General features: G+C 71.5%; 21 protein-coding genes. 5 read left to right on the plus strand and 16 right to left on the minus strand.

Features of this window, described 5'->3' with window-relative positions:
• Positions 1-54 precede the first annotated feature (54 nt).
• Positions 55-780 (plus strand): 3'-5' exonuclease, encoded by a 726-nt coding sequence (locus tag ABZ567_RS16500; RefSeq protein ID WP_360789711.1) that lies wholly within the window; start codon positions 55-57, stop codon positions 778-780.
• Between the two features lie 63 nt (positions 781-843).
• On the opposite strand, the gene ABZ567_RS16505 is transcribed toward ABZ567_RS16500, so the two are convergent.
• A complete protein-coding gene (locus tag ABZ567_RS16505) occupies positions 844-1,701 on the minus strand; it encodes an aminoglycoside phosphotransferase family protein (protein WP_360789713.1) in 858 nt (285 codons plus the stop codon).
• 178 nt (positions 1,702-1,879) lie between these two features.
• Here ABZ567_RS16505 and ABZ567_RS16510 point away from each other — a divergent pair, with 178 nt between their 5' ends.
• From ABZ567_RS16510 to ABZ567_RS16525, 4 genes are all read left to right on the plus strand, one after another.
• Positions 1,880-2,815, plus strand: coding sequence for a sugar ABC transporter permease (locus ABZ567_RS16510; protein ID WP_360789716.1), 936 nt, complete (start codon positions 1,880-1,882; stop codon positions 2,813-2,815).
• Positions 2,812-3,654 (plus strand): carbohydrate ABC transporter permease, encoded by an 843-nt coding sequence (locus ABZ567_RS16515; protein ID WP_360789719.1) that lies wholly within the window; start codon positions 2,812-2,814, stop codon positions 3,652-3,654. The genes ABZ567_RS16510 and ABZ567_RS16515 overlap by 4 nt, the downstream gene beginning before the upstream one ends.
• Positions 3,651-4,943: an extracellular solute-binding protein gene (locus ABZ567_RS16520; protein WP_360789722.1), complete on the plus strand. Its 1,293-nt coding sequence runs from the start codon at positions 3,651-3,653 to the stop codon at positions 4,941-4,943. Before ABZ567_RS16515 ends, ABZ567_RS16520 begins: the two co-directional genes overlap by 4 nt.
• A 141-nt stretch (positions 4,944-5,084) precedes the next feature.
• Entirely contained in the window at positions 5,085-5,639 is a 555-nt protein-coding gene (locus tag ABZ567_RS16525) for a DUF1697 domain-containing protein (RefSeq protein WP_360789725.1), read from the plus strand.
• Positions 5,640-5,691: 52 nt separating this feature from the next.
• Here ABZ567_RS16525 and ABZ567_RS16530 read toward each other — a convergent pair whose 3' ends face one another.
• The 15 genes from ABZ567_RS16530 to ABZ567_RS16600 all read right to left on the minus strand — a co-directional run bounded on the left by ABZ567_RS16530 (position 5,692) and on the right by ABZ567_RS16600 (position 20,391).
• Positions 5,692-6,558 carry a serine hydrolase gene (locus tag ABZ567_RS16530; protein ID WP_360789728.1) on the minus strand — a complete coding sequence of 289 codons (867 nt, stop codon included), beginning with the start codon at positions 6,556-6,558 and terminating at the stop codon, positions 5,692-5,694.
• A gap of 151 nt (positions 6,559-6,709) precedes the next feature.
• The gene (locus ABZ567_RS16535) at positions 6,710-7,501 is read right to left on the minus strand and encodes a sirohydrochlorin chelatase (protein ID WP_360789731.1); all 792 of its coding nucleotides are present in this window, start codon (positions 7,499-7,501) and stop codon (positions 6,710-6,712) included.
• Between the two features lie 8 nt (positions 7,502-7,509).
• On the minus strand, positions 7,510-8,412 hold the full coding sequence (locus ABZ567_RS16540) for an ABC transporter permease (protein ID WP_360789734.1): 903 nt from the start codon (positions 8,410-8,412) through the stop codon (positions 7,510-7,512).
• Complete coding sequence (locus tag ABZ567_RS16545) at positions 8,399-9,193, minus strand: ABC transporter ATP-binding protein (RefSeq protein ID WP_360789736.1); 795 nt, start codon at positions 9,191-9,193, stop codon at positions 8,399-8,401. Before ABZ567_RS16545 ends, ABZ567_RS16540 begins: the two co-directional genes overlap by 14 nt.
• A gap of 58 nt (positions 9,194-9,251) precedes the next feature.
• Positions 9,252-10,361, minus strand: coding sequence for an aliphatic sulfonate ABC transporter substrate-binding protein (locus tag ABZ567_RS16550; protein ID WP_360789739.1), 1,110 nt, complete (start codon positions 10,359-10,361; stop codon positions 9,252-9,254).
• 193 nt (positions 10,362-10,554) lie between these two features.
• On the minus strand, positions 10,555-11,928 hold the full coding sequence (locus ABZ567_RS16555) for a GTP-binding protein (protein WP_360789742.1): 1,374 nt from the start codon (positions 11,926-11,928) through the stop codon (positions 10,555-10,557).
• Positions 11,929-11,930: 2 nt separating this feature from the next.
• On the minus strand, positions 11,931-12,866 hold the full coding sequence (gene cysD, locus ABZ567_RS16560) for a sulfate adenylyltransferase subunit CysD (protein ID WP_360789745.1): 936 nt from the start codon (positions 12,864-12,866) through the stop codon (positions 11,931-11,933).
• Entirely contained in the window at positions 12,863-13,429 is a 567-nt protein-coding gene (cysC, locus tag ABZ567_RS16565; RefSeq protein ID WP_360789748.1) for an adenylyl-sulfate kinase, read from the minus strand. The genes cysD and cysC overlap by 4 nt, the downstream gene beginning before the upstream one ends.
• Positions 13,426-14,151 (minus strand): phosphoadenylyl-sulfate reductase, encoded by a 726-nt coding sequence (locus ABZ567_RS16570; RefSeq protein ID WP_360789751.1) that lies wholly within the window; start codon positions 14,149-14,151, stop codon positions 13,426-13,428. The genes cysC and ABZ567_RS16570 overlap by 4 nt, the downstream gene beginning before the upstream one ends.
• The gene (locus ABZ567_RS16575; RefSeq protein WP_360789754.1) at positions 14,148-14,327 is read right to left on the minus strand and encodes a hypothetical protein; all 180 of its coding nucleotides are present in this window, start codon (positions 14,325-14,327) and stop codon (positions 14,148-14,150) included. Before ABZ567_RS16575 ends, ABZ567_RS16570 begins: the two co-directional genes overlap by 4 nt.
• Positions 14,324-16,021, minus strand: coding sequence for a nitrite/sulfite reductase (locus ABZ567_RS16580; protein WP_360789757.1), 1,698 nt, complete (start codon positions 16,019-16,021; stop codon positions 14,324-14,326). Before ABZ567_RS16580 ends, ABZ567_RS16575 begins: the two co-directional genes overlap by 4 nt.
• A gap of 136 nt (positions 16,022-16,157) precedes the next feature.
• Positions 16,158-16,241, minus strand: coding sequence for a putative leader peptide (locus ABZ567_RS16585; protein ID WP_310591794.1), 84 nt, complete (start codon positions 16,239-16,241; stop codon positions 16,158-16,160).
• A gap of 144 nt (positions 16,242-16,385) precedes the next feature.
• The gene (locus ABZ567_RS16590) at positions 16,386-16,955 is read right to left on the minus strand and encodes a GNAT family N-acetyltransferase (protein ID WP_360789761.1); all 570 of its coding nucleotides are present in this window, start codon (positions 16,953-16,955) and stop codon (positions 16,386-16,388) included.
• Positions 16,956-17,134: 179 nt separating this feature from the next.
• A complete protein-coding gene (locus ABZ567_RS16595; protein WP_360789764.1) occupies positions 17,135-18,439 on the minus strand; it encodes a GAF domain-containing protein in 1,305 nt (434 codons plus the stop codon).
• A 293-nt stretch (positions 18,440-18,732) separates the two neighbouring features.
• The gene (locus ABZ567_RS16600) at positions 18,733-20,391 is read right to left on the minus strand and encodes an acyl-CoA dehydrogenase family protein (protein WP_360789767.1); all 1,659 of its coding nucleotides are present in this window, start codon (positions 20,389-20,391) and stop codon (positions 18,733-18,735) included.
• Positions 20,392-20,408 lie beyond the last annotated feature (17 nt).

A 20,408-nucleotide genomic window follows, 5' to 3' on the forward strand; every position in this document is an offset into this window, starting at 1 on the left:
TGGTGCGTGCGAGGGTGGTCAGCACCACGGGGGAGATCACGTAAGGAGGACCCGATGGCTTGGCACGGCGAGACGCTGGTCGGCTTCGACCTGGAGACGACCGGCACCGAACCACTTGAGGCCCGTATCGTGACGGCCTCGATCGTCGAGGTCGACGGCGGGGGACACATCACGCGGCGGCGGGACTGGCTCGCCGACCCGGGGATCCGCATCCCGGAGCAGGCCTCCGCGATCCACGGCATCAGCACCGAGCGCGCCGCCGCGGAAGGCAGGCCGGTGCGCGAGGTGGCCGACGAGATCGCGAAGACCCTCGCCGAGTACTGGGAGGACGGCGTCCCCGTCGTCGCGTACAACGCCTCGTTCGACCTGACGCTCCTCTCCGCGGAGCTGCGCCGCCACGGACTGCCCTCGCTGAGCGAGCGCCTGGGCGGCGTCGGCATCGGACCCGTCGTCGACCCGTACACCATCGACCGGGCCGTCGACCGCTACCGGCGCGGCAAGAGGACCCTGGAAGCCGTCTGCGGGGAGTACGGCGTGGTGCTCGAAGCCGCCCACCAGGCTGCCGCCGACGCGCTCGCCGCCGTCCGGGTCGCCGTCGCGATAGCCGAGCGGCACCGCGAGGTCGCCGAACTCGACCCGGCTCAACTGCACGAGCGGCAGATCGGCTGGTACCGCCTCTGGGCGGAGAACTTCCAGGAGTTCCTGCGCCGCAAGGGCGACCCGGACGCGGTCGTCGACCCGGTCTGGCCCCTGCGCCACGCCGTCACGGCGACCGTCTGACAGCGCCTCAGGCCACCGCCCCGGTCAGGGAGCGGTCGCCGGTGGGCCCGACGGAGCACCAGGTCAGAACGGGTACCAGCGCACCTCGGGGTCGCCGTCCCGCAGCGAGGCCACCCGCCGCTCGAACTCGGCGAGCGCCTTCGGGTTCGTCGGCGCGTGCTGCGCCACCCACGCGCAGCTCGCCGTCTCCCGCGCCCCCCGCAGCACCGCGCACCCCTCCCACTCCCGGACGTCCCAGCCGTACGCCAGCGTGAACGCCTCGTACGCCGCCGGATCGAGGCCGTACCGGTCCCGGGACAGAGCCAGCACCACGAGATCGTGCTCGCGCAGGTCGCAGGAGAAGGTCTCCAGGTCCATCAGGACCGGGCCGTCCGGGCCGACGAGCACGTTCCGGGGGAGGGCGTCACCGTGGATCGGACCCGGCGGCAGGTGCGGGGTCAGGGCCGCGGCCGCCGGCGCGAAGGCGTCCCGCCGCTCCCGCAGGAAGGCCGCGTCCGCCGGGTCGATCGCGTCCCCCGCGAGCCGCAGCCACCGCTCCACCCCGCCGAGCAGCTCGCGGCGCGGCAGTGTGAGGCCCACCGGCTCCGGCAGGGCGTGGACCGCCCGCAGCAGCGGCGCCAGGTCACGGGGCTCCGCGGGCCGCACCGGCTCGGGCAGCCGATGCCACAAGGTCACCGGGTGCTCGTCGACGAGGAGCGGCTTCTCCTCGGCGGCCCGCACCGTGGGGATCCCCGCCCCGGCGAGCCAGCCGGCGAGCGCCACCTCCCGCTCGGCACGCTCGAACACCTCCGCGTCGCGGCCCACCTTCACGACCAGCGCGCCCACGGCGAAGACCGCGTTCTCCCCGAGGGCCAGCAGCCGCGCCTCCGCCACCGGCAGCCCCGCCACGGCCAGGATCTCCCGCGCCCGCGCCTCGTCCATCGACCTCTCCCTCACCTGTGCGTTTGCGTCAAAGTCTCGCACCCGCCCAGCTCACCGCGCAGGCCGCCTTGACGCCCCCACGGGCCGTCAGGACCATGGCGGGATTCCCACGGCCGCGACGGGGTAACCCGTACGGAGCCAGGGGGACGGCGGACGGGAGGGCTTATCGGTGGGCTCGATGACCGTGACGAAGCGGCCGGGCGGGACGCGGGCACCACGTGCCGACCAGGGGGCACGCCCCCGCGGCCCCGACTTCGGCGCCTGGTTCCTGGTGCTCCCGGCGCTCCTGCCCATCCTGGTCCTCAGCGTCGGCCCGCTGCTCTACGGCATCGCGCTCGCCTTCACCGACGCCCAGTCGGGCCGTACCCAGGCCACCCGATGGGTGGGCACCCTCAACTTCCAGGACCTGCTGCACGACACCCTCTTCTGGGACTCCTTCCGCATCGGCGTGGTCTGGGCCGTCGGCGTCACCGTCCCCCAGTTCCTGCTCGCCCTCGGCCTCGCCCTCCTCCTCAACCAGAACCTCCGCTTCCGCTGGCTGGCGCGGGCCCTCGCCATCGTGCCCTGGGCGATGCCGGAGGTCGTCGTCGGCATCATGTGGCGACTCGTCTACAACCCCGACGCCGGCATCCTCAACGAGACCCTCCGGAGCCTCGGCGTCGGCGAGGGCCACGACTGGCTCTCGGGGCTCGCCACTGCCCTGCCCGCCGTCATCGTCGTCGGCGTCTGGGCGGGCATGCCGCAGACCACCGTCGCCCTCCTCGCCGGACTCCAGAACACCCCGAAGGAACTCCACGAGGCAGCCGCGCTCGACGGCGCCGGAGCCTGGCGCCGCTTCCGCGCCGTCACCTGGCCCGCGCTCCGACCCGTCGCGCTCGCCATCACCGCCCTCAACCTCATCTGGAACTTCAACTCCTTCGCCCTGGTCTACGTGCTCACCAACGGCGGACCGGGCGGCCGGACCCGGCTCCCCATGCTCTTCGCCTACGAAGAGGCCTTCCGTTACGGACAGTTCGGCTACGCCGCCGCGATGGGCTGCGTGATGGTCGCCGCGGTCTCGGTGCTCATCGCCCTCTCCCTCGTACGCCGGCTGAAAGGGGACCAGGACCGGTGAGCGCACTGCGGACGAGCGGACCCGCGCGGTTCGGCCAGTACCTGGCCCTCCTCGCGTACCTGGTCTTCCTCGCCTTCCCCTTCCTCTGGCTGGTCTCCACCGCTTTCAAGCCCGCCCCCGAACTGGCCTCGCTCCACCCCACCTGGATCCCGAAGGACCCCACGCTCGCCAACTTCCGGCAGGCCTTCGACGAACAGCCGCTGCTCAGGGCCGCCGCGAACAGCCTGGTCGCCGCCGTCTCCGCCGCCGTGATCGCGGTCGGCGTCGCGACCCCGCTCGCCTACGTGACCGCCCGGCACCGGGGCAGGCTCGCCTCGGCGGCCTCGGCCTGGGTGGTGATCAGCCAGGCCTTCCCGTTCGTCCTGGTGATCATCCCGCTCTTCCTGATCCTCAAGAACCTGCACCTGATCAACAGCGTCCTCGGCCTGGTCATGGTCTACGTCGTCTGGTCGCTGCCCTTCGCCCTCTGGATGCTGATGGGGTACGTCCGCGCGGTCCCCGCCGAACTGGAGGAGGCCGCCGCCGTCGACGGCGCAGGCCGGCTGCGTACCCTCGTCTCCGTCACCGCCCCGCTGCTCGTCCCCGGCATCGTCGCCACCGCCCTCTTCGCCTTCGTCACCGCGTGGAACGAGTTCTTCTTCGCGCTCGTCCTGCTCAAGACCCCGGAGAAACAGACCCTGCCGGTCGTCCTCACCCACTTCCTCGGCGCCGAGGGCGTCGCCGACCTCGGCCCCCTCGCCGCCGCGGCCTTCCTCGCCACCCTCCCCTCCCTCGTCGTCTTCGCCCTCCTCCAACGACGGATCACCGGCGGCATGCTGGCAGGGGCGGTGAAGTCATGAGACGAATCCTCACCGCCGCCGCCGCGCTCGTCCTGCTCCTCACCGGCTGCACCGCGGGGGACGAGGGGCACGACGACGGGGTCGTACGGCTCCGCTTCCAGTCCCTCGCCTGGCAGAAGGAGTCCGTCGACGCCAACCGGCAACTGGTGCAGGAGTGGAACGCCGCCCACCCCGACGTCCAGATCGACTACGTCCAGGGCAGCTGGGACTCCGTCCACGACCAGCTCCTCACCTCCTTCGAGGGCGGCGAGGCCCCCGACATCATCCACGACGCCTCCGACGACCTGGCCGACTTCGCCTACGGCGGCCACCTCGCCGACCTGCGCACCCTGCTGCCCGCACGGCTCCGCGCCGACATCCCCGCCCGCAGCTGGGAGACCACCACCTTCGGCGAGGGGATCTACGGCGTGCCGTTCCTCCAGGAACCGCGCGTGATCATCGCCAACCGGAAGATCCTCGAATCCTCCGGCGTCCGCGTCCCCACCCCGGAGAAGCCCTGGACCTGGACCGAGTTCCGGCAGATCGCCCAGGACCTCACCCGGAGCATGGGCCCCGGCAGGTACGCCGTCGCCTGGCCGCTCAAGGAGCCGGTCTCCGTCAGCCTCAACCTCGGGCTCTCCGCGGGCGGCCGGCTCTTCCACCGGGAGACCGACGGGCGGGTCACCGTCCGCTTCACCGACGCCGACGCCGTCGTCCCGGGAACGATCCACGACCAGGTCGTCACCGACCGCACCGCCCCGCGCACCACGCTCGGCAGCGGCGGCTCCGACACCCTGCCCGGCTTCTTCGCCGGCAAGTACGCCATGGTCCCGCTGGGGTTCGCCTACCGGCAGCAGATCGCCCAGCAGGCCCCCGACGGCTTCGAGTGGACCGTGCTGCCCGCACCCGCCGGGAGCGCCGGACCCACCCAGGGCGTCTCCCCGCAGACCCTCTCGATCGCCGAGGACAGCCCGTACAAGAAGGAGGCCGTGGAGTTCCTCGACTTCTTCCTCCGCCCGGCGAACATGGTGCGGCTCGCGCGCGGCGACTGGATGCTGCCCACCGGCACGGCCGCGCTCGCCGACCCCTCCCTGCGCACCGCCGAGGCCGGCTGGGCGACCGGGGCGGCGATGGCCGCACATCTGCGGCCCGCCCCGGCGCAGTCGGTGCGGGGCTATCCGGAGTGGAAGGACAAGGTGGCGACCCCCGCCTTCCAGGAGTACTACAGCGGGGCCATCGACGGGGCCGAGCTGCGCAGTCGGCTGGCCGAGGACGGCAACCGCGTCCTCGCCCGCTATCAGCGCAAATGATGGATTCGTTATTACGAAACCTTGTTGAATAAGTCACAGATGGGTGAAGGGTCTTCTCCCGGATCCCCTCCATCGGCGAGTGTTCGAACCGGCCACCGTGCCGCCCCCCACGAGGCGCGGTGGCCGCCCTAAGGTGAACCCATGGCGACGACATACGCGGCCCTGCTCCGCGGCATCAACGTGAGCGGTCACCGCAAGGTCCCCATGCCGGAGCTGCGCGCCGTCCTGGAAGGTCTCGGCCACCGGAACGTCCGCACGTACCTCCAGAGCGGGAACGCCGTCTTCACGACCGACTCCACCGCGGGCGAGGACGAACTCACGGTTACGGTCGAGGACGCGATCGAGAGCCACTTCGGCTTCCGCGTCGACTGCCTCGTCCGCGACGGCGACTACCTCAGGGCCGTCGCCGACGCCTGCCCCTTCCCCACCGCCGGCATCGAGGGCAGGCAGCTCCACGCCTTCTACCTCTCCGGCCCGGCCGACCCCGCGCGCTTCGCCGCCGTCGACCAGGCCCCGTACCACCCCCAGGCCTTCGCGCTCGGCGACCGCGTCCTCTACCTCTCCGTCCCCGAAGGCCTGGGCAGGTCCAAGCTGGCCGAGGTGGTCACCCGGCCGTCCCTCGTCAAGGGCCTGGTGGTCACCGCCCGCAACTGGAACACCGTCGTCAAACTGGTGGAGATGACCCGGGAGGGCTGACGCCGGCACACACCCGCGGCTGCCTCCCGCGGAACGGGAGGCAGCCGGGGCATCACCGTGCGAAGCCGTAGTCCAGCAGCTTCTTGACGTCGGCCGCCCTGTTCGTCTCACTCGACGAGCCGAGCACCGTGCCGATGACCGTCTTGTTGCCGCGGGTGGCCGCGAAGACGAGGCAGTACTTGGCCTGCGGACCCGAACCGGTCTTCACACCGATCGCGCCGCTGTACGTGCTCAGCAGCTTGTTGGTGTTGCTCCACGACATGTACCGGTAGCCACCGGTCCTGGTCGTCACCTTCTGCTTCGTGGACTTCGTGCCCACCACGGTGCGGAACGTGGAGTTCTTCATCGCCGTGCTCGCGAGCTTCGTCAGATCGCGCGGAGTCGAGTAGTTGCTCCCGTTGCTTATGCCGTCGAACGAGTCGAAGTGGGTGTTCCTCAGGCCGAGCCGCCTGGCCTCCTCGTTCATCTTCCCGATGAACGACTTGACCCGCGCCGCCTGCGTCGTACCGGTGCCGAACTTGTCGGCGAGGGCGTAGGCCGCGTCACACCCCGACGGCAGCATGAGGCCGTAGAGGAGCTGCCGGACGGTCACCTTGTCCCCGACGATGAGCCGGGCCGAGGAGGCGTTCTTCGAGACGATGTAGTCGCTGTAGGCCTTCTGGATCGTGACCTTGGCGTCGAGGTTGAGGTTCCGCTGGGACAGCACCACCCTCGCGGTCATGATCTTCGTGGTGGAACCGGTCGACCGGCGGGTGTCCGCGGCCTTCCCGAACAGCGTCGTGCCCGTCCCGTTGTTCATGACGAAGCCGCCCGGGGCGGTGATCGACGGGGTGGGCGGCGCGGCGTGCGCCTGACCGGCGAAGAGGCCCCCGGCCAGGACGGCCGAGACCGTGAGCGAGACGGTCACGGCGCTGCGCACACCGAGTGTGGAAGTGATCAAAGTCCCCTGCCCTCGATAGGAGTCGAAGTCTCCCGGGTCCGCACGGACCCGGCGAACAGAGGACGAGTGAAAGGGCGTCAAGGATGTACGCCCGAGGTGTGATTTTCTTCTCGCACCCGCCGCAGGGGGATCAGCCGGCGACCGCCACGAGGTCTTCCGCCCGCGCCGCCCCGTCGTACCGCTCCACGAGCAGCGCGGCCAGCTCGGGGGAGGGGCCGAGGACGTCCGCCAGGAAGTCCGCCGCGCCCGCGCCCGCCGCGATCCGGTCCGGCAGGCGGCCCGGCGCGATGACGTACGGGGCGACGGCCACCCGCCGGACACCCGGATCCGCACGGAGGGCCTGGACGGCGTCCTCCGTACGGGGAAGGGATGCGGAGGCGAACGCGGGCCGCACGGAGCACCAACCGGTGCGCCGCAGCTCCCGCGCCGTTTCTGCGATCACCGCGATCGCCTCCGGGTCGGTGGAGCCCGCCGAGGCCAGGACGACCCCGGTCGTGCTCTTGTCGCCGGGGGTGACCCCGGCCTCGTGCAGACGCCGTTCCACCGCCGCGACCAGCAGCGGCGAGGGCCCGAGGACCTCCCCCTGGCGCACGCGCAGGGACGGCGGCGCCTGCCGCAGTACGGCGGGGATGTCGGCCTTCGCGTGGAAGGCACGGGTGAGCAGCAGGGGCAGCGCCACCACGTCCCGTACCCCTTCGGCGGCGAGCCGGTCGAGCACCCCCGTCACCGAGGGCAGGGTGAAGTCCAGGAACGCCGTCTCCACCCGCAGCCCCGGCCGCAGCGCACCGGCCCGGCGCACGAGCGCCTGGACGGTCGCCGCGTGCCGCGGGTCGCGGCTGCCGTGGGCGATGACGAAAAGGACAGGCGCGGAGCGCTTCCCTGCAAGGGCGGTGGTGGGCGACGGGAGGGCAGGGCGGTTCACGGTCCGGTTCAGCCCTTCACGAGCAGGCCGCGGCGGCGCAGCACCGCGCGCTCCAGCGGGCTGAAGATCAGCAGGTCGATGGCGATGCCGACGACCAGGATCAGGATGATCGCCAGGAAGATGCCCGCCATGTCGATGTTGTTGCGGCCGTTCTCCAGGAGCTGCCCGAGGCCGAGGCCCAGGTCGGGGGAGGACGCGATGATCTCCGCGGCCATCAGCGAACGCCACGAGAACGCCCAGCCCTGCTTCAGGCCCGCGAGGTAGCCCGGCAGCGCGGCGGGCATCACGATGAACCAGGCGCCCTTGAGGCCGTTCGCGCCGAGCGTCTGCCCCGCACGCAGGTAGAGCGGCGGGACCTGGTCGACACCGGCGACGAGGCCGTTGGCGATCGACGGGACGGCGCCGAGCAGGATCACCGCGTACATCATGCTGTCGTTGAGGCCGAGCCACAGGACGGCGGGCGCCACCCAGGCCACGGAGGGCAGCGACTGGAGGCCGGCGAGGATCGGGCCGATCGCCGCCCGCACGAACTTCACCCGGGAGACGAGGAGTCCGAGGGGGGTGCCGATGGCGAGGGCCAGGAGGAAGCCGAACAGGGCCCGGGACACGCTGGTCCACAGGACGTCGAGGAGCGTGCCCTCCAGCCACATCGTGGTCAGGCTGTCCCACACCGCGGACGGCGCGGGCAGCTTGTACTCGTCGGTGACCTTCAGCGTGACGAGCAGCTGCCAGACCACCAGGACGAGCACGACGGCGACGATCGGCGGCAGCACCTTCTTGAGCAGCACCTCACGGACCGGGGTCCGCCGGATCTGCACGCTGTCGAGGGCGTCCAGACCGGCTTCGAGCCCGGCGAGGTCGTCGCTCTTCTGTGTCCTTGGCGCCTTCGGGCTCGTATCAGTGCTGGCCATGACGGCGGATCTCCCCACGCAGGTGCTCGGTGATCTCGAGGGACAGCTCCGCGACGTCGGAGTCCTCGATGCGGCGCGGCTGAGGGATGTCGATGGTCCACTCGTGCGCGATCCGGCCGGGCCGGGACGAGAGGAGGACGACGCGCTCGGCCAGCCGCACGGCCTCGCGCACGTTGTGGGTGACGAAGAGCACCGAGAGGTTCGTCTCCCGCCAGATCCGGGTCAGTTCGTCGTGCAGTACGTCCCGGGTGATGGCGTCGAGCGCGGCGAACGGCTCGTCCATCAGGAGCAGGTCGCTGTCCTGGGCGAGCGCGCGGGCCAGCGCGACCCGCTGGCGCATGCCGCCGGACAGCTCGTGGACCCGCTTGCCGTAGGAGCCGCGCAGCCGGACCAGGTCGAGCAGCCGCTCGGCCTCGGGCTGCCGTTCGTTCTTGGGCACCCCGCGCAGCCGCAGGGCCAGTTCGATGTTCTTGCCCGCGGTGAGCCACGGGAACAGGGCGTGCTCCTGGAACATCAGGGCCGGCCGGCCGCCGGGGGTCTCGATGGACCCCGCGGACGGCCGGTCGAGCCCCGCGACCAGGTTGAGCAGCGTGGACTTGCCGCAGCCCGAGGCGCCCAGGAGGGTGACGAACTCGCCCGGGGCGACATCGAGCGTGATGTCGTCGAGGACGAGCTGCCCGCCGGCGGGTCCGCCGAAGGACTTGGAGACATGCTGGATACGGGCGGCATGGGTCACCGCCGCACGGTCCTCGGCCTTGGCGATCGTCGCGGTCGTGGCCATGGTCGTCACCTCCTGGTGAAGCTGAACTAGGGCTGCTGCACGGGTGTCTGACGCCCGGTTACTTCACGCCGAGCCCGGCGTCGGAGACCTCGGGCCGACCCGCGGCCTTCAGGACCCTGTTGAGCGGCTTCAGGTCGTAGATGCCGCCCAGCTCGGGCTTCTCCAGGAGACCGGCGTTCACCGCGTGGTCTGCCTGCGCCTGGAGCGTGGCCGCCAGCGGGTCGTCGGTGAACCGGATGGACGGCCACGCGGCGTCGATCACCTTCGCGCCCAGCGCCTTGCCCGAGAGGTCCTTCAGCTTGGCGTTGGCCGAGGCCTTCGCCTTGTCCGGGTTGGCGTTGATCCACTCGTTGGTCTTCACCGCGCCGCGCAGGAACGCCTCGACGACGTCCGGGTGCGCCTTCAGGAACTTCTGCGACACGATGATGTTCGTGATCACGAACTTCTTGTCCGGCCACAGGTCGGACTCGTCGAGCAGCACCTTCGCCCCGTCGCTGACCAGCTTCGACGCGGTCGGCTCCGGCACCCAGGCCCCGTCGACGGCGCCGGAGGCGTAGGCGTTCGGGGTGACCTTGTTGTCCGTGCGGATCACGGACACGTCGCCCTTGCCGCTCTCGGCGTCGACCTTCCAGCCCTTCTCGGAGATCCAGTGGAGGAAGGCCACGTCCTGCGTGTTGCCGTGCTGCGGAGTGGCGATCCTCTTGCCCTTGACGTCGTCCAGGGTCTTGATCTTCGCCGGGTTCACGACGAGCTTCACACCGCCGGAGGCGGAGCCGCCGATGATCCGCAGGTTCGTGCCCTTGGTCTTGACGTAGCCGTTGATCGACGGCGAGGGACCGATGAAGCCGATGTCGATCGAGCCGGCGTTGAGCGCCTCGATCTCGGAGGGGCCGGCGTTGAAGGTGGTGGGAACCAGCCTGGTGCCGCCCAGCTCCTTCTGGAGGATCCCCTCCTGGTCGCCCACGAGCGCGGTCGCGTGGGTGAGGTTGGGGAAGTACCCGAGCCGTACGGTGTCGGCGGAGAGCTTCTCGCCCTCGGCGGCCACCTTCTTCTCGTCGTTCTTGGCCTGGGAGCCGTAGCCGCAGGAGGCGAGTGCGCCGATCAGCAGCGGCAGAGCGACGGCGGCGGCGAGGCCGCGGCGCAGGGTGGTACGGGTCGTGGCAGGCACGGGAGGTGTCCCCTCGATTCAGCGTTTTCGAAGTCTTCGTCTATGTCGTTCGGGGTGGAGCGGGGTCGCGCCGCGCATGCGGCGCGTCGAGGTCAGCACGCACATCGCGCCACACCTCCCGTGCCCGCGCCGAGGGCACCGGAGCCCACCCGGCCGCCCTCCTTGGCGAAGGTGGCGTACATGTCCTGACCCATCAGAAGTCCCACCCTTCCTCGTCCTCGACGACGGCGACGGTCTTGGTGGTGGCGAAGGACTCGCCCGCCATGCCCGCCGCGAGCGTGGTGCCGTCCGCCGGGTCGATCAGCAGGAACGAACCGGTACGGCGCGAGTCCGCGTACGCGTCGAGCGCGAGCGGCTCGGCCGTGCGCACCACGACCCGGCCGATGTCGTTGGCGACCAGCTGCCCCGGGTTCGGGTGCTGGGAGAGGTCGTCCAGGGTCAGCCGCGAGGGGATCTCCTTGACGATCGCCTTGACCGTGCGGGTGGTGTGCTTGAGCAGCACCCGCTGGCCGACGGCGAGCGACTGGTCCGCCACGTGGCAGACGGTCGCCTCGATGTCCTGCGTGGTCGCCGGGGCGTCACCGCTCGGGGCGAGCAGGTCGCCGCGCGAGATGTCGATGTCGTCGGCGAGCCGGATCGTGACCGACTGCGGCGCCCAGGCGATGTCCACGGACTCGCCCAGCGCGTCGATCCCGGTGATCGTGGAGGTCTTCCCCGACGGCAGGACGGTGATCTTCTCACCGACCCGGAACGCGCCGGCCGCGATCTGTCCCGCGTACCCCCGGTAGTCGGGGTGCTCGGCGGTCTGCGGGCGGATCACGTACTGCACCGGGAAACGCGCGTGACAGGCCGTCAGGTCGTGGCTGACCGGCACGGTCTCCAGGTGTTCGAGCACCGTCGGGCCGCCGTACCAGTCCATGTTCGCGGACGGCTCCACGACGTTGTCGCCGGCGAGCGCCGAGATCGGGATCGCGGTGCACCAATTCTCCTGGGGGTTCCCCCCAGACCCCCAGCCCGGGACGCCGAGCTCGGAGGCGTACGTCGTGAACTCCTCGGCGATCGCGGCGAAGACGGGCTCCCGGTAGTCGACCAGGTCCATCTTGTTCACGGCCAGGACCACGTGCGGGACGCGGAGCAGCGCGGCGACGGCGGCGTGCCGGCGGGTCTGCTCGACCACGCCGTTGCGGGCGTCGACCAGGACCACGGCCAGCTCGGCGGTGGAGGCGCCCGTCACCATGTTCCGGGTGTACTGCACGTGCCCGGGGGTGTCGGCGAGGATGAAGCGGCGGCGGGGCGTGGCGAAGTAGCGGTAGGCCACGTCGATGGTGATGCCCTGCTCGCGCTCGGCCCGCAGACCGTCGGTGAGGAGCGCCAGGTCGGGCGCCTCCTGACCGCGCTTGAGGGACGCCGCCTCGACGGCCTCCAGCTGGTCGGTGAGGACCGACTTGGAGTCGTGCAGGAGGCGGCCCACCAGGGTGGACTTCCCGTCGTCGACGGACCCGGCGGTGGCGAAGCGCAGCAGGGTGGTGGCCGCCACGTCGGCGAACTGCTCGGTGGTGCTCGTCATGGCTAGAAGTACCCTTCGCGCTTGCGGTCTTCCATCGCGGCCTCGGACATCTTGTCGTCGGCGCGGGTGGCGCCCCGCTCGGTCAGTCGGGAGGCGGCGATCTCGGCGATGACGGCGTCCAGCGTGGTGGCGTCGGAGTCGACGGCGCCGGTGCAGGACATGTCGCCGACGGTCCGGTAGCGGATCAGCCGCGTCTCGACCGTCTCGGTCTCCTTGGGACCGCCCCACTCGCCGGCCGTCAGCCACATGCCGGAGCGGGCGAACACCTCGCGCTCGTGCGCGAAGTAGATCTGCGGGAGCTCGATCTTCTCGCGCTGGATGTACTGCCAGACGTCCAGCTCGGTCCAGTTGGACAGCGGGAAGACACGGACGTGCTCACCGGGGGCGTGCCGGCCGTTGTAGAGCTGCCACAGCTCGGGGCGCTGGCGGCGCGGGTCCCACTGCGAGAACTCGTCACGCAGCGAGAACACCCGCTCCTTGGCGCGGGCCTTCTCCTCGTCGCGGCGGCCGCCGCCGAAGACGGCGTCGAAGCGGTGGTGCTGGATCGCCTCCGTCAGCGGGACGGTCTGCAGCGGGTTGCGGGTGCCGTCGGGGCGCTCGCGCAGCTTGCCCGCGTCGATGTACTCCTGCACGGAGGCCACGTGCAGCCGCAGTCCGTGCTGGGCGACGACGCGGTCGCGGTACTCCAGGACCTCGGGGAAGTTGTGCCCGGTGTCGACGTGCAGCAGCGTGAACGGCACCGGCGCCGGCGCGAACGCCTTGAGCGCCAGGTGCAGCATGACGATGGAGTCCTTGCCGCCGGAGAAGAGGATCACCGGCCGCTCGAACTCGCCCGCCACCTCACGGAAGATGTGGACGGCCTCGGACTCCAGGGAGTCGAGGTGCGACAGCGCGAACGGGCTGCCGGTGGTGTCGTGGACATGAGCGACAGTGGTCACAGCAGACCCCTCTCGGTGAGCAGCGCGTGGAGCTGCGCCGCGGACTCCTGCACGGTCTGGTTCTGGGACTCGATCCGCAGATCGGGCGTCTCGGGTGCCTCGTACGGGTCGTCGACGCCGGTGAGTCCGCTGATCTCGCCCGCGGCCTGCTTGGCGTAGAGGCCCTTCACGTCGCGGACGGAGCAGACCTCCACGGGGGTGGCCACGTGCACCTCGACGAAGGGCGTGCCCTCGGCCGCGTGCCGCTTGCGGACCGCCTCACGGCTGTCGGCGTACGGGGCGATGACGGGGACCAGGACCTGCACGCCCTGCGAGGCGAGGAGTTCGGCGACGAAGCCGATCCGCTGCACGTTGGTGTGCCGGTCCTCGCGGCTGAAGCCGAGGCCCGCGGAGAGGAACTCGCGGATCTCGTCGCCGTCGAGGACCTCGACGCGGTGGCCCTCGCCGCGCAGTCGGCCGGCCAGCTCGTACGCGATGGTGGTCTTGCCGGCGCTGGGCAGGCCGGTGAGCCAGATGGTGGCGCCGGTCACGTGATTCTCCTGGGTTTCCTGAGGGTCCGTCATCCGTGCAGTCCGCATTCGGTCTTGGCCCGCCCGGCCCAGCGGCCGGCCCGGGCGTCCTCGCCCTCCAGGACGCGGCGGGTGCAGGGCGCGCAGCCGACGGAGGCGTAACCGTCCATGAGGAGCGGGTTGGTGAGGACGCCGTGCTCCGCGACGTAGGCGTCGACGTCGTCCTGCGTCCAGCGGGCGATGGGGGAGACCTTGACCTTGCGCCGCTTCTCGTCCCATCCGACGACCGGGGTGTTCGCCCGGGTCGGGGACTCCTCGCGGCGCAGGCCCGTCGCCCACGCGCGGTACCGGGTCAGGCCCTCTTCGAGGGGCTTGACCTTGCGCAGCGCGCAGCACAGGTCGGGGTCGCGGTCGTGCAGCTTCGGGCCGTACTCGGCGTCCTGCTCGGCCACCGTCTGACGCGGGGTCAGGGTGATGACATCGACGTCCATGACGGCGGCCACGGCGTCGCGGGTGCCGATGGTCTCCTCGAAGTGATAGCCCGTGTCGAGGAAGACGACGTCCACGCCGGGCCTGACCCGCGAGGCGAGGTGGGCGACGACGGCGTCCTCCATGGAGGAGGTGACGCAGAAGGCGTCGCCGAAGGTGTCGACCGCCCACCGGAGGATCTCGGTGGCGGAGGCGTCCTCCAGCTCACGGCCGGCCCGCTCGGCGAGTGCCTTGAGGTCGGCCGCGGTGACGTCCTTGCTGCCTTCGCTGTGCTGAGTTGCCGTCATATCTCTTCCCTCCCAGGGGTGTTGCCCGAAGTCACCGGGGCGAGCAGCCCCAGGAACTTCAACTGGAAGGCTCGGCTGCACGCTGCGCATTCCCAGGCGCCGTGACCCTGATCGTTCGGACGCAGGTCCTCGTCGCCGCAGTAGGGGCAGTGGAACGGTGCGGCACGCTCGCTCACGACAGCGCTTCTTCCGACGCGCGGGCCGCCCAGGTCGCGAAGCGCTCGCCGGTCTCGCGCTCCGCCTGGAAGCGCGTGAGGACCCGCTCGACGTAGTCGGGGAGCTCGGCCGCCGTCACCTTGAGACCGCGGACCTTGCGGCCGAAGCCGGCCTCCAGGCCCAGGGCGCCGCCCAGGTGCACCTGGTAGCCCTCGACGCGGTTGCCCTCGTCGTCGAGGACCAGCTGGCCCTTGAGGCCGATGTCCGCGACCTGGATACGGGCGCAGGCGTTCGGGCAGCCGTTGATGTTGATCGTCAGCGGCTCGTCGAACTCCGGGATCCGGCGCTCCAGTTCGTCGATGAGCGAGGAACCACGTCCCTTGGTCTCGACGATCGCGAGCTTGCAGAACTCGATGCCGGTGCAGGCCATCGTGCCCCGCCGGAAGGGCGAGGGGGTGACCCGCAGGTCGAGCGCCTCCAGGGCGGCGACGATCGACTCGACCTGCGCCTCCTCGACGTCGAGGACGAGCATCTTCTGCTCCGCGGTGGTGCGGACCCGGCCGGAGCCGTGGGCCTCGGCGACCGCGGCGATCTTCGTCAGGGTGGCGCCGTCGACCCGGCCGACACGCGGCGCGAAACCGACGTAGAACTTGCCGTCCTGCTGCCGGTGCACACCGACGTGGTCGCGCCAGCGGCCCGCGGGCTGCTCGGGGGCGGGGCCGTCCGTCAGCTTGCGCTTCAGGTACTCGTCCTCCAGGACCTGGCGGAACTTCTCCGGGCCCCAGTCGGCGACGAGGAACTTCAGCCGGGCGCGGTTGCGCAGCCGGCGGTAGCCGTAGTCGCGGAAGATCGAGATGACGCCCTCGTAGACGTCGGGGACCTCGTCGAGGGAGACCCAGGTGCCGAGGCGGACGCCGAGCTTGGGGTTGGTGGAGAGACCGCCGCCGACCCAGACGTCGAAGCCGGGGCCGTGCTCCGGGTGGTGCACGCCGACGAAGGCGATGTCGTTGATCTCGTGCGCCACGTCGAGCAGCGGCGAGCCGGAGATCGCGGACTTGAACTTGCGGGGCAGGTTGGAGAAGTCCTTGTTGCCGACGATCCGCCGGTAGATCTCGTCGATGGCGGGGGTGCCGTCGATGATCTCGTCGGCGGCGATGCCGGCCACCGGGGAGCCGAGGATGACACGCGGGGTGTCGCCGCAGGCCTCCGTGGTGGACAGGCCCACCGCTTCGAGGCGGTTCCAGATCTCGGGGACGTCCTCGATGCGGATCCAGTGGTACTGGACGTTCTGCCGGTCGGTGATGTCCGCCGTGCCCCGGGCGAACTCCTCGGAGATCTCGCCGATCACCCGCAGCTGCTCGGTGGTCAGCCGGCCGCCGTCGATCCGGACGCGGAGCATGAAGTACTCGTCGTCCAGCTCCTCCGGCTCCAGGACGCCCGTCTTGGTGCCGTCCAGACCCTGCTTGCGCTGGGTGTAGAGGCCCCACCAGCGCATGCGCCCGCGCAGGTCGTTGGGGTCGATGGAGTCGAAGCCGCGCTTCGAGTACACCGTCTCAATACGTGTCCGTACGTTGAGACCGTCGTCGTCCTTCTTGAACTGCTCATTGCCGTTCAGAGGGGTGAAATGCCCCACGGCCCACTGACCCTCGCCACGGTGACGCCCGGCCTTGCGGCGGGCGGCGGGGGGTGTGGGGTTTTCCGGGGTGGCGGCCATGGCGTCTTGTCCTTCGGGACTGCGAGAGGGCGGCTCTGACCTGCACACTGGCGCTCAGGTCAGAGGGTGGCGCATCAGTGCGCAGCAGGGTGGGGCAGAGTCGGGCAGAAAAGAGATCGCGGCGGTGCTGGTTCTCTCAGCGCGCCGGACAGATGGCGCTGGACATGCGGCCTAGGTCGACGTGCCGCCGACTCACCAAGGCAATTCCAGTTCCAGACATGACGGAAGCGTGTCACGGGACTTTGGACTCAGTCCAGCATCGTCCAGAATGCGGACATAGTCGTCTCGCTTGTCGAGATGATGTGGTGCGGGTCACGCGCGAGGGGCCCTGATCAGGGCCCCTTCAGGCCTCTTCGGCGCGGTCTCAGGCGTGGGCGCCGGGCCACGGCCCGGGGGCCTCGGTCTCCTCGACCTGTTCGACCTTGGTGTCGAACAGCCGGAAGCCGCGCCGCTCGTAGTTGGCCATCGCGTGCGGGCCGTCGAGCGAGCAGGTGTGCAGCCAGACCCGTTTCGTCGCCTCCCGCTCCGGCCAGCGCTCGGCCAGGTCCCAGGCCCTGGCCGCCCCGTACGAGAGGAGATGACCGCCCATCCGGCGCCCCCGGAAGGCCGGGATCAGTCCGAAGTAGACGATCTCCACCGCGCCGTCGTCCTGCGGGTCGAGCTCCACGTACCCGGCGGGTGTCCCCCTGTCGTACGCCACCCAGATCTCGGCACCCGGCTTCTCCACGATCTCCTGCCACTGCTTGTAGGTCAGTGACAACCGGTCGGACCAGCGGATGTCGCCGCCGACCGCCGTATAGAGGAAGCGGCTGAACTCCGCCGAGGGCACCTCGGCGCGCAGGACCGTCACGTCGTCGCCCTCCGGCGGGGCGGCGGGTCGCAGGTCGGAGGGGGAGGTCTGTTCGAGGGACCAGGTGGTGAGAGTGATGCTCATGAGGTCATCGCATCATGCGGAGCGGCGGATTCCCAGAGCGGTCCGGCTCCGCCCGATCCGTCGGAAGACGCATGTCCGCATGCTGGACACCGCGACGTCGTCCGGTTCCTCCGGGCCGCCCGGTGTCGTGGGTCGCCCAGGGCCTCTCGTGGGGATCGGACCCCGCGAGCCCGGCCTGATCACCGGGAGGTCCAGGTCGCCGCCCCGGTCCGCACCGCCGGGGCCAGCGAGTGGGGCAGCAGGTCCGCGGGGCGCTCCGGACGCAGGACCTCCACCGCCACCTCCTCACGGAAGCGGTACGGGCGGTGCGCCAGGACCCCCGCCAGGTTCCGGCGCACCCGGGACATCTCCGCCCGGACGGTCACCGTGCGCGTACGGTCCCCGAACACGTCGCCCGCCAGCTCCGCCGCCGTCCGCCCGTCCCGGTGCACCGCCAGTACATAGAGGAGCTCCGCGTGCCGGGGACTCAGCTCCTGCTGCCAGCTGCCCGCCACCCCCGAGACGGCCACCGTCCAGCGGCGCGGCCGGCGCAGATCGAGGACCACCCGGCTCACCGCCTCCGCGCCCGGCGCCTGCGCCGCCGTCTCCTCCTCGACCCGCAGCAGCCAACCGCCGGGCAGCGGCTCCACCGAACACACGCCGAGCGAGGGGATCCACCGCCGGCCGGACCGGAACGACTTCGGGAGCGGGATCCGGTCCATCGGCGCGATCCCCGTCACCGCCGCCGTCCAGCCGTGGGTGTCCACCGCGACGGCCCGGCCGCCCACCCGGCACAGGATGGGCGCCGCCACCGCCCGCAACCGCTCGACCGACCGCCGGTGCCGCTCCCGCATCTCGGCCTCGGCGAGCTGGGCCACCGAGTCGACCAGGGCCAGCATCGCCGGATGGAAGGTGGACGCCGGGCCGCTCACGTCCAGGATGCCGAGGAGCCGCCGGTCGCGCGGGTCGTGCACGGGGGCTGCGGCGCAGGTCCAGTTGTGGAGGGTGTGCACATAGTGCTCGGCCGAGTGCACCTGCACCGCCCGGCCCATGGCGAGGGCCGTGCCGACCGCGTTGGTGCCCGCGGTGTGCTCGGCCCAGGCCGCGCCCTCCTCCAGACAGATCCCGTTCGCCTGCCGCATCACCGCCAGGTTCCCCTGGCGCCACAGCACCCGGCCGTGCTCGTCGGTGACCACCATGATCTGGAGCGAGGTGTCGGCGATCCCGGCGAGCCCGCCGCTCAGCGTCTGCATGACCTCCGAGAGGAGGGTGGACCTCCGGCGCTCCTCCAGCTCGTCCCGCTGGAGCAGCACGCTGCTCGTCCCCTGGTCGGGGTCGAGCCCGAGCCGGGCCATCCGCTGCCAGGAGGCGTCGATCACCGGGCGGGGCGCGATGGGAGGCGTACGGCCCGCGAGGGTCTCCTCGCGCACCCGGTGGAGCAGGCGGCTGGCCTGGGTGGCGTCCATGCCGGCGAGGCGCTTCATGTCCAGCTGCGTGTTCTGCATCGGTCTCTCCCAGCCACCCGGGTGCTGTATCGGTTCTGCACGGGGCAGATGTCCGGAGTGTCGGTGCCCATCGTGCCGTCCCTGACCACCCGGCGAGGCCCGGTTCGGGTAATCCTGCAACCCTTTGCAACTCTGGCCGCCGACCGGCCCCCCGGGCGAAGCTGAGGCAAGCGGCGGGTGGTGCCGTGTCGGCGCAGCACCACCCCCGCTTCCTCGCCGGTGCCGGCGCCGGTGTCTGCTCAGCACCCTCCCGCTTGTCCGCGCACGCCGGCCGGGCCCCGTCGCCCGGCCCCTCAGACCTCCACCCGCGCCCGCTCCACCACCGCCCGCAGGTCCAGGGTGTGCGGCAGCGTCCCGAAGGCCGAGCCGCCGTCCCCGCCCAGCCGCCCCGCGCAGAACGCGTCCGCGACCTCCGGGGGCGCCCAGCGCACGAGCAGCGCGCCCTGGAGGACCAGCGCGAGCCGCTCCGTGAGCCGCCGCGCCCGCGCGTCGATCCCGTCCAGATCCGCCAGCTCCGTCAGCACGCCCCGGATCGCCCGGTCCAGACGGGGATCCGCGCCCCGCGCCGCCCCGACCTCCCGCAGAAACGCGTCGAGGGACGCCGGCTCGGTCCGCAGCACCCGGACGACGTCGAGCGCCTGGACGTTCCCCGAGCCCTCCCACACCGAGTTGAGCGGCGACTCCCGCAGCAGCCGGGGCATCCCCGACTCCTCCACGTACCCGTTGCCGCCGAGGCACTCCAGCGCCTCCGCCACCATCGGCGTACACCGCTTCGTCACCCAGTACTTCGCCGCCGGTACGGCGATACGGAGCAGGGCCCGCTCCTGCTCGGCGCTGCTCCCGCCGTCGGCATCGCAGGCGTCGTAGGCCGCCGCGAGACGCATGGCCAGGGCCGTGGCCGCCTCCGACTCCAGGGCCAGATCGGCCAGCACGTTCCGCATCAGCGGCTTGTCGACGAGGAGCCCGCCGAAGGCGCTGCGGTACGCGCAGTGGTGCACCGCCTGCGCCACCGCCTGCCGCATCAGCGCGGCCGAGCCGAGGACGCAGTCGAGCCGGGTCGCCGCCACCATCCCCATGATCGTGCGCAGTCCGCGACCCTCCTCGCCGACCCGGCGCGCCCAGGTCGTCCCGTCGAACTCCACCTCGGCGGAGGCGTTCGAACGGTTGCCCAGCTTGTCCTTGAGCCGCTGGAGCGAGAAGGCGTTCCGCGAGCCGTCCGCGAGCACCCGCGGCACCAGGAAGCACGTCAGCCCCGCCGGGGCCTGCGCCAGGACCAGGAAGGCGTCCGACATCGGCGCCGAACAGAACCACTTGTGCCCCGTCAGGACGTACTCGCCGTCGGCCGTCAGCGGACGCGCCTCCGTCGTGTTCGACCGGACGTCGCTGCCGCCCTGCTTCTCCGTCATGCCCATCCCGAGCAGCGCCCCGGCCTTCTCCGCCACCGGACGGAGCCCCCACTCGTACACGTGCGAGGTGGCGGCGGGCTCCCAGACCTCCGCGAGCTCCGGCTCGGCGCGCAGCGCGGGCACCGCCGCGTGCGTCATCGACAGCGGGCAGCCGTGCCCCGCCTCCACCTGGGACACCACCAGGAACCCGGCGGCCCGCCGGACATGACCACCCGGACGGCCCCACGCGTCGGTCAGACCGGCCCCCACCGACTTGCCGAGGAGCCGGTGCCAGGCCGGATCGAACACGACCTCGTCGATCCGGTGGCCGTACCGGTCGTGCGTCAGCAGCCGGGGCGGGTTCTCGTTCGCCCGCTCGCCCCAGACCCGCATCTGGGCCGAACCGGCCGCCTTCCCCAGGACTTCGAGGTCGGCGCGGGCCGCGTCGACGAGCTCCGGCGCGAGGTGCCGTTCGACCGCTTCCGCGAGCGCCCGATCGCTGCCGTAGACGTCATGTCCCACCAGGGGCGGAGCCTGGTTGGTCACGGTGTGGGTGGTCGCTGTCATGCCGATACGGTAAGCAG

Origin of the sequence: Streptomyces sp. NPDC016459, from assembly GCF_040632845.1 — a bacterium.
GTDB lineage: Bacteria > Actinomycetota > Actinomycetes > Streptomycetales > Streptomycetaceae > Streptomyces.